This window comes from Thalassoroseus pseudoceratinae, assembly GCF_011634775.1.
GTDB lineage: Bacteria > Planctomycetota > Planctomycetia > Planctomycetales > Planctomycetaceae > Thalassoroseus > Thalassoroseus pseudoceratinae.
Genome location: NZ_JAALXT010000003.1, coordinates 673,569 through 686,581, shown reverse-complemented (window position 1 = coordinate 686,581; position 13,013 = coordinate 673,569). Strand labels below are relative to the sequence as shown.

The 13,013-nt window shown below is 52.9% G+C and carries 11 protein-coding genes; 2 read left to right on the top strand and 9 right to left on the bottom strand.

The window, feature by feature from the left end; genetic code table 11:
• Nucleotides 1-155 precede the first annotated feature (155 nt).
• Entirely contained in the window at nucleotides 156-1,940 is a 1,785-nt protein-coding gene (locus G6R38_RS12770) for a GGDEF domain-containing protein (RefSeq protein WP_166825626.1), read from the top strand.
• A gap of 95 nt (nucleotides 1,941-2,035) precedes the next feature.
• Here G6R38_RS12770 and G6R38_RS12765 read toward each other — a convergent pair whose 3' ends face one another.
• The 9 genes from G6R38_RS12765 to G6R38_RS12725 form a co-directional block, all read right to left on the bottom strand.
• Entirely contained in the window at nucleotides 2,036-3,721 is a 1,686-nt protein-coding gene (locus G6R38_RS12765; protein WP_166825620.1) for a proteasome accessory factor PafA2 family protein, read from the bottom strand.
• 84 nt (nucleotides 3,722-3,805) lie between these two features.
• Entirely contained in the window at nucleotides 3,806-3,988 is a 183-nt protein-coding gene (locus G6R38_RS12760) for a hypothetical protein (RefSeq protein ID WP_166825613.1), read from the bottom strand.
• Between the two features lie 125 nt (nucleotides 3,989-4,113).
• Nucleotides 4,114-4,437 (bottom strand): hypothetical protein, encoded by a 324-nt coding sequence (locus G6R38_RS12755; RefSeq protein WP_166825608.1) that lies wholly within the window; start codon nucleotides 4,435-4,437, stop codon nucleotides 4,114-4,116.
• Between the two features lie 82 nt (nucleotides 4,438-4,519).
• Complete coding sequence (locus G6R38_RS12750) at nucleotides 4,520-5,590, bottom strand: DUF1559 domain-containing protein (protein ID WP_206028563.1); 1,071 nt, start codon at nucleotides 5,588-5,590, stop codon at nucleotides 4,520-4,522.
• Nucleotides 5,591-5,835: 245 nt separating this feature from the next.
• Nucleotides 5,836-6,471, bottom strand: coding sequence for an adenylate kinase family protein (locus tag G6R38_RS12745; RefSeq protein ID WP_166825603.1), 636 nt, complete (start codon nucleotides 6,469-6,471; stop codon nucleotides 5,836-5,838).
• Nucleotides 6,472-6,745: 274 nt separating this feature from the next.
• On the bottom strand, nucleotides 6,746-8,605 hold the full coding sequence (locus G6R38_RS12740) for an alpha/beta fold hydrolase (RefSeq protein ID WP_166825597.1): 1,860 nt from the start codon (nucleotides 8,603-8,605) through the stop codon (nucleotides 6,746-6,748).
• A 182-nt stretch (nucleotides 8,606-8,787) separates the two neighbouring features.
• Nucleotides 8,788-9,150, bottom strand: a complete 363-nt coding sequence (locus G6R38_RS12735) for a cupin domain-containing protein (protein ID WP_166825591.1) — start codon at nucleotides 9,148-9,150, stop codon at nucleotides 8,788-8,790.
• Complete coding sequence (locus G6R38_RS12730) at nucleotides 9,147-9,914, bottom strand: Swt1 family HEPN domain-containing protein (protein ID WP_166825586.1); 768 nt, start codon at nucleotides 9,912-9,914, stop codon at nucleotides 9,147-9,149. The genes G6R38_RS12735 and G6R38_RS12730 overlap by 4 nt, the downstream gene beginning before the upstream one ends.
• 251 nt (nucleotides 9,915-10,165) lie before the next feature.
• Nucleotides 10,166-10,477 (bottom strand): RNA recognition motif domain-containing protein, encoded by a 312-nt coding sequence (locus G6R38_RS12725; protein WP_166825581.1) that lies wholly within the window; start codon nucleotides 10,475-10,477, stop codon nucleotides 10,166-10,168.
• Between the two features lie 611 nt (nucleotides 10,478-11,088).
• Here G6R38_RS12725 and speA point away from each other — a divergent pair.
• Nucleotides 11,089-13,008, top strand: a complete 1,920-nt coding sequence (gene speA / locus G6R38_RS12720; protein ID WP_166825574.1) for a biosynthetic arginine decarboxylase — start codon at nucleotides 11,089-11,091, stop codon at nucleotides 13,006-13,008.
• Nucleotides 13,009-13,013 lie beyond the last annotated feature (5 nt).

The following is a 13,013-nucleotide window of genomic DNA, read 5'->3' as shown; positions in this document are numbered from 1 at the left end:
GGAGAATGCGGATTATGCAGGGAAAAAATTTCAAAACGCTGGGAATGCTTCGTTAGGAATCGCGAACATGTAACAATTTCCATGCTAGTGTTCCCTGTGCCTTTCATGCTCAAACCAGTTGAGTTTGATGATTCGGCAATGTGATTGGGGGGAAAATGCTAGTCTGTCATGCGATCGCGGTGAATCTATCCGGCATTCTTGAACGAATGCTCGATGGTGGTTTCGTTGTCGTTTTAGCATTGATTTGTCTGATCCAGTACATACTTCACCTCCACTACGTTGCCCAGACTAACCGCGAATACCGAACCAACAGCGAAGAACTCAAGACCCTGCGAGACGAACAGCGTGACATCCAAGCCGAGCATGAGCTGACGCGAATGGAGAATCGGTTGCTCTGCGAGTTTGTTTCACAATCGACGATCCGATCTGGGCTCGATTTGATTCTCAAGCGGTTTGCGAGCGACGATGTCCGAGACTTTGCAGCGTTGGTTCGAATCGACGAGCCAGAGCGACACGTTTGCCGACATCATCAACTGTCGAGCGAATCTGTGAATCGTCTGGTCTTTGACGAAAGCCTAATCGAACGGCTCTTCCCCGGTTGTGTATTGCACCTGACGGGCGATGAACTGGAAGCCACTCGACTTTTTCAAGGACTTGCAACTCGCGACCAAACGAAGGTCAAGCATCTCTATCTCATCGGGCTCGGCCAGAAATCGGAACTGACCGGGATTCTGCTGACAACGAATCTGTATCCAGCCGATGCCGCCAAAGAACAACAGATTGAACTGGCAAGCCGATTGGCGGCTAACATCGCTGGCAATGTCGAACGTTTCTATGCGTTCGAACAGAAAGAAGATCAGTATCGCTTAACTCGGGAGATGCTCGAACTCCGTAACGTGACAGATCGGCAATATGATTCGCCAATTGAAATGGTCGGAGCATTCCTGGCGAAACTGTGTGGAATGGTGCGTGCCGACGCTGGAACGGTTTATGTTGAACAAGCTAACCGCGAGGCGGGTGGTTCGAGTGAACAAGAACCGATGGTGCGTGTTTGGGGGGATGTCCCGCAAGAACTGCGAACCACGTATCAGCAAGTCGAATGGGAATTGATTACATCGTATCATGGGCGTCGCGAGGTTCTTCTTGTCAACCGAAACGACGCCGGTGAAAACTCCACCATCGGCAATGCCGTGCTTGCCCCGCTGATTCAAAAGAATCGTTGGGTGGGGGCGTTCTGTCTTTCGCACCTTGGGAAATCTTCCAAATCGTTCAATCGACATGACCGGGAACTCATCTCCTGGTCAGCGAACCATCTCGGAGAGACTTTGGTTCGGGTGCAGACCATCGTGGAAATGGCACGTCATGCGAACCGAGACAGCTTGACCGATCTGGCGAATCGCCGATTCTTTGATCAAGCGATTCGGGAGATGATTGAATCGGCACAAGAGGAAGGCAACGAGTTTTCGCTGCTACTCTGCGACTTGGATCATTTCAAGACCGTCAACGACACGTACGGACATCAAGCCGGAGACGAAGTTTTACGGGCTGTCTCTCGGATTCTTTCCGATCAGACCTCGCGGATGAGAGCAGGCGAAAACGCTTTCATCGCTCGCTATGGCGGCGAAGAAATGGCGATCATCTTGGATGGGGTCGGATGTTCCGGAGCGAAGCGGATCGCCGAACAAATTCGCGAAGCGATCTCTCGTGAAACCATTTGGTACCGACGAACCCCCATCCGCATTACCATGAGCATCGGCATCGCTTCGTTCCCAACCGATGCGGTTTGCGAGGAAAGTCTGGTTGCGGCAGCAGACTCAGGACTCTACCAAGCGAAAGAATCTGGACGTAACCTCGTCCGACCACCCGCCGACCAATGGGATCAGCCTCCAAGTGTTTCGCCACCGCGACCAACCGTCCGGAAACTACCAATTCATGACTGACACCGAGTCAGAATCTACGAAGACCAAACATCGTCGCTCCACGTGATCGTCAGACTTCGCCAAATCTCCTTCCGGCGATTACCGAACGGATTCCATCAATCACGCGTGAGATCGATGACGCGAGCCTTGGGACCACGTCCGACGGTTACGGTGTTCCAGTTGACCTGAAAAGCAACGTTTTCTACCGAGAATTCTCGGATGTATCGACTCCGCAAGGTTGCGGGCGTATTCGGGGGTGGCAAACGTGTGGCTCGATCGATCTCTTCCGTCTGGAGAATGGATCGCGTAAGCCCTGTCGTCGTGAGCTGTTGGAAATATCCATCGGTGGAAAGTTCGTGGTAACGAATGTCGATTTTTTTCTGAACGTCAGGATCGGAGTCCGGTTCCGATTGACTGAGTAGGTAACGCTTCGTGACCCAATCTAGTCGGCCGATGAGTTGTTCCTGATCGGATAACAACAGGTCCAAGACTTCTTCCCACCGCTTGAGCACCGCTTTCGCCTCGGGAGGGGGATTCACAGCACTGTCCACATAGTCTTGGCAGACGCGAAGGTATTCCCGTTGAATCTCGATGGCGGTCAGTGGCCGACCGCCGGCAAAGCGATATTTCTTCTGAAACTCTAAGTCACCGCAAATCTGTCGCAACGTGTGAATCGGCCGACTGAGCCGAAAGTTCGCAGGAACAGCGCCGGCCTCCAATGCATCGAGGACAAGCATCGTGGTGGCAATACGGAGGTACTCGGCCTCCTCAGCCATGTTGGAATCACCAATGCAGATTTGCAGCCGTTGCCTGGGCTCAAAGAGCCGAAGATATTCTCGCGGCGACGACCAATTGCTGAACACAACGGGTTTGAAGAGATGGCCGATGCTGAAAATCGGACGATCGAAGATCATTCCGTTGTATCCGAGTTGACAATTCATCGCGTCGGCTTTGTCGGAGAGTCGGAATTCTCCATCGCTCACCAATCCTGCTCCGCCAAATAACGGTCGCGTAATTAGGAATGGAGTCAACCGCTGACGAACCGATCGGCCGGCGGTCCAGTGCACCAAGAGATACAGACCGGTGGCAAACGGAGCTGTCACCACACGAATCACATTGGGAACGACGACTTCAAGCCACGTGGGAACCGGGCAGGCGTAAGCGGAAACATCTTTCTTGGTGAACTCTTCCCCCAACATCACCCGCAACACTGGCTCACGCCAATGCCCAGGAAGAAAGAATTGGAGAAAGAAGTAACCTAACCCAGCCAGGATCACGTAAAGAAAGATCCCGATCCAAATGAGTCCGTAGCCGACCCACCCCAGGAGCAAAAACGGAAAGAGGAGCGTTAAACCAATACGCCAAGCGAGTAGAGTCCGAGGGGACCCAATTGAAATCTCGTAGTTCTCTTGAGCACCGTAGACATTTCCCTGGCTGTCGCGATCATTCTTGATGAGCGTTAAAGCGCCGGGAACGTCTGCATCTCGGCAAGCGGTTGCCAGCAGTTCATCCTGGCCACGTTGGTATTGCAGCAGTTCACGCGGGCCGCGACATTCGGGGGTACTACCTTCGACTAACCCGAAGCCACCGGTAAACCGCACCCGCTCAAACCAAACCGCACCACCCGTGCCTAAGAAAACGCCCTCTTTCAACTCACCGGCACTTACTGTGAGAACTTGGTTCCGCAAAGCGGCGATCACAGCTTCATATAGCCGGTAGTCAACGGGGCGTTGGACGGATGGGACGTCCGGATCAAAACGAATTGCGTACTCCGTTTCCAATCCGGCCAGTCGATCCAGCATAGAATTCTCGGCGGAGATCCCAACAAGGAGAACTCAGTTGATACAACTCATGACCGCCGTAGACGCGGTCGAGTTGATTGGGATTCACTCACCACCATGCGGAACGTGGACTTGGCTCAAGTAGTTGGCCGCCGATTTCTTGCTGTCACGGACGATCGAAGCCAACACAGACGTCAACGGAACCGTTTCAACCGGTACCGCAATCGGTGTTGCGTTTTGCGATTGTTCGGTTTGCGAGTTGTATGTCGGGCTTTGTTGCTCAGCCATGGGGTTTCCTCATGGATCACGAGTTTGAATGAAATTTTCACCCATTGTACCGGCGCCGATGACGACAGGCAACAGGCTGGTTTTTAAAAATCACCGACCGCAATCGAACTCCCGAATCAGCGGACTCAACGCTTGACTTGTGCATCGAGAAGGGCACGAGCGTCTGCAGTCGCATCATCCCATTGACCGGCTTGCGCCAGCTTCACAATCTGTCCGAGAACCTTGCCCTCATTGGCACTCACTTTACCGTCGGCTTGAGCCTGTTCGAATTGCTCGGTAAACGACTGAAGTCGCTGTGCATCGCGGGAATTGCAAACCGAGTACAAGGCCATCGCGTACTCGTAGGTTTCCGGGCCGACCTCCCCGTAGCCACAACCGCTTGCCGACAGGAGAAGCAGAACCCCAACCACCAACGCCCTCAAATTTCGGCATTCTTTCCATACAAACATGGTACAAACCTTTCCGACATACTCACAAGCATCTCGACCACAGAACGGCCCCAAACGTGAAAACAGTAAGGACACTGAGCAGTTAGAATTCGCCGATCACTTCTCCTTCTCCGATGCTTGAAAGTTCCGCGAAGGTCAGCAGGCTGATGTTCTCAGAGATGAACCGCACGGATCCGTCACCGAAGGTTACGTGCCCTCCACCGGGGTGTTCTGAGAACATCTGGCCGACGTGGTAGGTCGGAAAATTGATCGGGTGGATGATCGGAAAACCGGTGATGTCGAGTTCTCCCCCTGATGGACCGGCATGAACGAGAGTCAGGGTGGCAGCAGCGTCTGGCCCGTTCTCGGGAGAGGAGAATTGCGGATGAGTAAACGCCCCCGGCACAACACCGGCCCATGATTTGTCACTCAACCGCGAGGTGTGCTCTCCCAGGAAAATCGAGTTCGAAGTCCCATCGGTCACATCTTGGAAACGCGTTCTTGAATTTCGGTAGAATGGTCCGTCTGCGACACGCGAAACGTCGCCATTGATGGTCACTGTGGTCGTTTGGCTGGTGTAGATGTCGGTGAAGACTTCCCCCGACAAACTTGCACCGCATTCGCCCCAACACGACTCCTGACCGTGACTCGCAACATAGTGGGACCGCCCCAACCGAATCGGATTTCCATTGATGGTCAGTGCTTGACCGCTAGCATCCAGGACGGCAAATGCTTCGTCTCCCCCAGACGACGACGGACACAACAACATCGGCAACTTAGTTTCGATCAACCCCGCGTAAGGACCGTGCCAAATCGGGAATTCGGGTGCGAGTTGATCTGCAAGATTGTTCTGCTCGAAGTACGGCAGCAACATCGCCGTCCATCCCCACCCGGGACCAGCATCCCAAGTGTTCGGATCAAGATTGGCACTCGCTGGTGCTGAGCCATCGGAAGTGGCGTAACTGGCGTAACCCGCCGGAAACGACCGGTGAGCATCGTGATAGTTGTGCAACGCGATTCCCAATTGCTTCAGTTGATTCCGGCATTGGGTGCGTCTTGCGGCTTCGCGAGCCTGTTGCACCGCCGGGAGTAACAACGCGATCAAAATCGCAATGATCGCGATGACCACAAGAAGCTCAATCAGTGTGAAACCCTGCATCCGACGACGAGCCATGACGTTCCCTTCGATTCAAGGAGCAAAAATTTAGCTAACACTAAAACTTTTAGCGGATGCTAAACTATTGACTGCAAAGTGGGAAGTCAAGGGGACAAAAAACAAAAAAACTGGCGAGTCGGAACTCACCAGTTTGGTTTCTTTCGCTTCGACTGGTTTATGATCGGCTATGTCTGCGGTGTACATCGAGCAACGTGTCTTCAGGCGCCCCTGAGACCGCCCCCGCGACAACGGAAGGAACTGCTTCAGCTCCGACGAGAGCTCTGGAAGTGCTCATTTTGCACCGGCACCAAAACCTCTAGAACACTTCGAAGAACTTCCGCGGGCGATCGCATCGCGTCCACTGAGGTCACAATTTCCGGGGGATATTCGCCAATCACCGGCATGCTATCACGGCGATAAACTTCAAAGCGACGCCGGATGACGTCCTCGTTCGCATCGTCCAAGCGGTGCTCGCGAATGGCCCGTCGTTTGATGCGGTGAATCATCTTCTCTTCGTCCGAACAGACCAATTCAACAATACGATGCACATCGCAATAGGCGCTCAACAGGGAGACTTGCGGCACGCTGCGAGGGATCCCGTCGAGAACCAAAAGGTCTTCATACGGTTTGTACAAACTCGTGGCGATTTGGCCATTGAGACCGTTGAGCCAGATTTTCATCGTGAGTTCATCGGGAGCGAGTTCCCCACGTGAGATAAACGGTAACGCTGCTTGGGCTTCGGGTGAGTTGATATCGAGGGAACGAAACACGTCACCACTGGAGAGGTGAAAAAATCCCGGAATCACCCCCAGGATCTTCCCTTGCGTTCCCTTGCCCACACCGGGAGGACCGAAGAGAAGAACCGCGGGATGTTTCTTTTGAGGTTCACTTTCTGCCATAAATCACCTTACACCGCAGACCATCGGCCGTTCGATGGACATCTTATTGAATGAAAAGAGCGTTGCGAAGCATGCCATGCTACCCCCACGCGCGCTCCCACTCAACCAAAACTGCGGATTTGTGATCCGAAATCGCATTCATTCAAGGTGTCTACCCGTCATTTCCCGACCTGTCTGCCTAAAGCCAGCGTGACGCGGCAGTTTCGGACTGCTTGCAGGTAATGCACGTCAGTACGCCTCAACGGAATTCTCTACCCCAAACTGGCGCGGCAACTCATTCTGCAAACTGGATGGAGCTACTTGTCATTGCGTCTCTGACATCGGTCACGGTGAGAATCCAAACCGTTGCATCGGCTGGAATAGACGCCTCGACTCTGTCACCGTCAACCGTTGCCGGTCGGTGCTGCCATTTTCGAGACTTGAGCAATCCGCTGTCACTCGTGAAGACGAGTTCGACTTTCCGGATTTCGGTTTCGGACTTGATCTTCGCAGATACCTTTTGGCCATCGGTCTGCAGATCAGTCAGCTGGGGGAGCGGTTGAGCATTCCGAAGATGCTGATCGATAAACAGTCCAATTTCGGCGGGCGTCCAACCATGAATGTGACTATGCCGCATCCCCGCTTCGATTCGAATCTGTTTTGGGCCGGGAACGACGTCATAACTCCGCTGGTAACTATTCAGAGGATAGTGGATGTCGTTCGTCCCGTTAACGAACAGGATAGGGACTTCACACTTCGATAGCACAGTCGAAGGATCATAGTTTTGAATCCAGAACTTCTTGGTTTCGTCATCTAGCCGATCAATCTGTGGTTTCTGCACGGATTCCCCCTCGAAAAGAAATCCACAGCCATAGACCGGGACCGCGGCTTTGAACCGATCATCGAGTGAGGCCACGAGACACGTCATGTACCCTCCCCAACTAATGCCCGTGACGGCAGTCCGTTCAGCGTCGGTTTCCGGAAAACTCCGAATCAAAGAATGGGCTCGCATGACCGCCGCGACGGCATGCGGTTGCCAATCATCTGTGAGATCGCCACCAGCATTCTGAAACTTGGCAACATGGTTCGCCTCCGGCCCGCCGTTCTCGAGACGCGAACGCGACACACGGTGCCCCGATGTCAATTCACCGGTCGATTCATCAAAAGTAGGAGCCTCAGGACGCCGCCCCGAAAGATCCATGGCGATTGCCGCATAACCTCGGTTCGCCCATAGCCACGCCCACTCCGCGAACGCGGTTCCACCACCTCCGTGGATCAAAACGACCGCCGGCAGATTTTTGTCCTGTGACGGATCACCTGAGATCGTGCCAGGCGTCGCGTAGAATGCGAAGACATCTGTCTGGTTCCCTTGGAACGGTTCATTGCGATAGGTCAGCGACCGAATCGGAGACGTGCGGTCCAACCAGGTCACTTCCGGAACATTCTTCCAAGCGTCAATGTTCCATGGGGTACTTGCCTGAGTATCATTTGGCAAATACTGCGTGATGAAATTCGCAACCTGCGTCCCAGCCAACTCTTTCCCCGGCTCAGTCAAGTGCACACCGTCTGCGACTATCATCGAGTCGACTCCTGTCTGAGCTTCATCAATCGCGGCGTGCAGATCGTTCACGGGAACATCGAGTTTCTTCATTGCCGTTCGCGCGATCTTGTTGTATTGCTCGACACTAGCATTCAACAGCTCGTAATCTCGATCACGACGAGCCTTAGCCGCACGATCGTCAATGATGGGCGTTGTGGTTGCAAACAAGATCGTTGCGTCGGTCTTTTCGCGAATTCGCTTGATGATTTTCGTCAAGTTCGACTGATATTGCTCGGGCGAAACCTGAAAATGTCCATCGTTTTTGAACTTCTTCGTGTCATGGATTCCACAATTGAAATGCACGATGTCTGGCTGTTCTGCAATCACCCATCGATCAAGGTTCCGAAGAACATTGGCACTATCTTGCCCATTTGCCTTCGGACTAACTACGGTTGCTTTGTTATCTAATAGCCGACGAACATTTGCCGTATAACTCAGTCGAATCGAATCGCCAATGAGTACAACTTTCGGTAGCGAATCACTCTTCTTGGTCTCCGCGAGTGTCACCACAGGCAACAACATCAATAGCAATAGGCTCATTAAAAGATTTCGCATGCCGTTTTCCTGAAACAATACTAGTAGAACCGTGAGATTGAAACTGAGAATTCCTCGCGGACTACGATGCAGACTCAGCCTTTGGAATTGCAGTCGCTAGCCTTTGGTTCGTTTTGATCGTTTTTTGTATGGCTAGTTGGAGAGTCTACGTTCGAGAACATCAAACATAGTCGCGACGCTTGCTAGGCTTCGTCAAAATGCTCATCGTGGGGATCGAATTTGGGCACGACAATATTGAGAATTGTCATTCGTCCAATTGCACGATGGCGAACGCCCGGAGGAATCAGAATGGCCATTCGCGGACGGATTGGGATGCAGTCGCCGTCGAGTTCGATCTTGGCATCCGGTTCGCATTCCAAAATGAAATATGTCTCAGTTTGCGATTGATGGTAATGCGTTTTGGCGTCTTCGGAAATTTCTGTGAGATGAATCGTTCCGGGTGAGTGCTCACTTTCGGCGAACGCTCGTTTGGCGGTGCCACACGGGCATGGCGTACCAGTGATATCCGCAAAGTCAACAATTTGCCACTTGGGTGCAGTGCTCATGCTTGATCCTCAACGGACATATTTGGCTGGTCTTGCGGACGCGTTCGGGGTCGGGGAGCGGTCCGTGCACAATATGGGCATTGATCGGTATAGATAATTCGACCGCAGTCGAGACACTCGTGGGCACCAAACAGAATCGGTGGTGTCGAGACGCGTTGCCAAATGATGACCGCGAACACCATCACTACGCAAATCATCATGAACCAAGCTTTGGAACCGTAACCCTCAAAGATGGCATACAGAATCGCAGCACAGCATGCCGAGTAGATGCTGATATCAAGCAAATTCCGCCGACGCGCTTCCGAGCGTTGATAGACAGCGCGGACTTGCTGATCGAACTCCGCACGGAAAACACGCAACTTAATGTCTGCGACGTCCTCAGCCTCTTTTGCCCCGATCGAATTCAGCAAGCGTTCGACACTATCGAGTACTCGGTAGGTATCGTCGAAATCAAAATCGGTCTGATGAGCCCAAAGGTTCCGGAACTCACGGAGTTCGCTGACGAGGCTTCGATCTGTCTGAGCCAAATCATGACGAAATAGACTATTCCACTGATCCCACATCACTGTCAATGTGGCATGTGCATCCCAGTCGATGGTATCTCCATCGTCGCCCGATTTCCCTCGTCCAGAACGAAAACTTTCACGGGCGACCTTGACCCAACGATCCTTATAAATCGTCTTCAATTTGGATTCGATATACGGACCAAGGCCGTCGGATAATTGGTCCAATGCCTGTGTGACTTGCTCGCGATAGACACGCACTACTACTCCAGATTGAAAATCTCGATTCAAATTGAGCTAGCATTACCGAACGCCATACTATGAATCGCCTCACGATATTTCTACGGGGCAGGCCAATTGAGGACAGCCAATGCGAGTACCGACCACAAAAAAACTCTCGCGGCCCATTAAAAATGAGCGACGAGAGCTATTGTATCATGTGGCTAATCAGAATATTCGGTCGCAACCCGGCTCTTTCCGATGAAATGCACGGTTGTCACGACGAGAATTTCTTAGTAGCGGTTACCGCCACCGCCGTATCCACCGCGACGTCCGCCGCCACCACCGCCACCACGACGATCTTCGCGTGGGCGGGCTTCGTTAACGGTCAACGTCCGACCGTCCAATTCAAAGCCATTCATTTCTTCGATGGCTTCATCCCCACCTTCGGCCATTTCGACAAAACCGAAACCACGGCTACGGCCGGTCTCACGGTCCGTAATGATTTGAGCATTGGTCACGGCACCGAATTGTTCAAATGCCTGCCGAAGTCCATCATTGGTGGTGTTGAAGGAGAGGTTGCCAACGTACAAGTTCTTACTCATTAGTCATTCCTAGACCATCTCACGGTCTGCTGTGTCTGCGGTGATCTGAAAACACGGTGTTTTCGCCTCGCCGCGAGACGGCACCCGCCTTCGTGAAACACAGTCCACACGAGCGGGCCAATCCAAGCTTCGCAAAATCAAAAACTGCCGATACGTCTCGGCATCAAACGCTAGTGTTGTGAGTTCATAGTTTCTTTTCCGGCTTGCTCGGAAATGAAACAATTTCACTCAACGAAAATCAGGCGAACCATCTCGGCCGACCAGACAATCATTCTTGGTGTCGATTGCGGGTCTTGACCGGCTTGTCAGTCTTGGGGCCGAGGGCACGAAGCACAGAGCAAATGACCAAGGGAAGAAAAGCTTGCATATAGAGAGGGTGTCGTCGATTCAACGAGTCCACGTAGACCCGACCTTATGAGTCCGATTGTATCCTTCAGTTTTAAAAAAGGTATGCTCGTTATTGCCTTTTCCACGAAATCGAAAAAATTGTGGAATGCCGCAAGCAGAGTTTTGTTGTCCCTGGACGGCGGAATGGCGATCCGTTATTTCATTCGCGGCCGACTTTGGCATTTGATCAATGGTTCTTGCACCGTCTTTGGGGAAACACGCCAATGCCTGTTATGGACGACGCCTGGGACATCGATGACGCGGCCGAATTGTACGAGGTTTCGCGATGGGGACAGGGTTATTTTTCCGTTGGGAAGAACGGTCACCTGCGTGTGCACCCCGAACGAGACCCTGAACGATCAATCGACTTTCCGGAACTGATCGAGCAGTTGCAGCTTCGCGGTTTGGAACTGCCTTTGATCGTGCGTTTCAGCGGTATCCTCAAAGATCGCTTACGGGAAATTTACGATGCGTTTCAGCATGCGATCAAAGAGTATCGGTACGAGGGCGGCTACAACTGCGTCTACCCCATCAAGGTGAACCAACACCGCCAGGTTGTGGAAGAAGTCCTGGAATACGGCGCGGGTCTTGGCTTCGGGCTGGAGGCGGGCAGCAAGCCGGAGTTGTTGGCCGTCATCGCCGTCACCAGCAATGAAACGCCGATTGTCTGCAACGGCTTCAAAGATGTGGAGTTCATCGAAACCGCGTTGTCGGCTCAGAAGATCGGCCGAAACATCACAATCGTGGTCGAGAAACCGAAGGAGTTGGACCTCATTTTGTCGGTGGCCGCACGATTGGGCGTGCGTCCTCAGATCGGAATGCGGGTGAAGCTTTCTTCGCGCGGTTCCGGACGTTGGCAGGGGTCTGGCGGGTATCGATCCAAGTTCGGTCTGACGGCCAGCGAAATCCTGCACGGTTTGGACCGACTCAAATCCGAAGGGATGGAAGATTGCCTCAACTTACTGCACTTCCATTTGGGCAGTCAGATCACGAACATTCGCTTCGTGAAATCGGCGTTGGTGGAGGCGGCTCGCATCTACGCGGATTTGGTGCGAAAGGGCGCCGGTTTGAAGTCGCTGGATGTCGGCGGTGGCTTGGGCGTTGATTACGATGGCTCGCGGACGGACTTCGACTCCAGCATGAATTACACGCTGCAGGAGTACGCGAACGATGTGATTTATCAGATCAAATCCGTCTGCGATGACGCCAAGGTTCCGCATCCGAATATTGTCTCGGAAAGTGGTCGTGCGATCTCCGCTTACCATAGCGTGCTGCTGTTCAGCGTGATGGGTGCCGTCACCCGCGGCGAAGCCAAATTCCCCCGAGAAATTCCCGAAGACACCCCGCAACCGCTTCGAGATTTGTTCTACACGCGGAAAAAAATCACACTGCGAAACGCGCACGAAAGTTATCACGATGCGTTGCAACTTCGCGAAATGGTGATGAGCCGATTTCTCTCGGGCGTGCTGAGCTTGGAAGATTGCAGCTTTGCCGACGATCTGTTCTGGGGGATCTGCCGACGCATTAACAAGCTGACGCAAGAAATGGAATTCGTCCCGGAAGAGCTTCAAAAGTTGGGGGCGATGCTCTCCGACACCTACTTCTGCAATTTCTCCGTGTTCCAATCGATGCCGGATAGTTGGGCGATTCAACAACTATTCCCTGTCATGCCGCTTCACCGGCTTGAACAACCGCCATCACGGCGTGCAGTCTTGGGAGACATCACCTGTGATTCGGATGGCAAGCTAGACCGATTCATCGATCGACGGGATGTCAAACGGGCCCTGCCATTGCACGCCTTTGACGGGCAACCGTACCACCTCGGTGCGTTTTTGGTAGGGGCATATCAGGAAGTGCTTGGCGATCTCCACAATCTGTTCGGCAACCCGCATGTGGTGCACGTTGACATCAACGAGGGTGGGGAAGTCGTGATCAAGACCGTCGTTCGTGGTGAACGAGTTGATGAAGTTCTTGCCTATGTGGAATTCGATAGCGAAGAACTGCTTGATCAATTGCAGCGATCCGTCGAGGAAGCGGTTCTCAAAAAACGCGTGACGCACCAGGAAGCCGGGCAATTCTTGAGGTCGTATGAATCGAGTCTGCGGAACTACACGTACCTCGAACGCTTCACCGATGCGTCCTGAGCCGT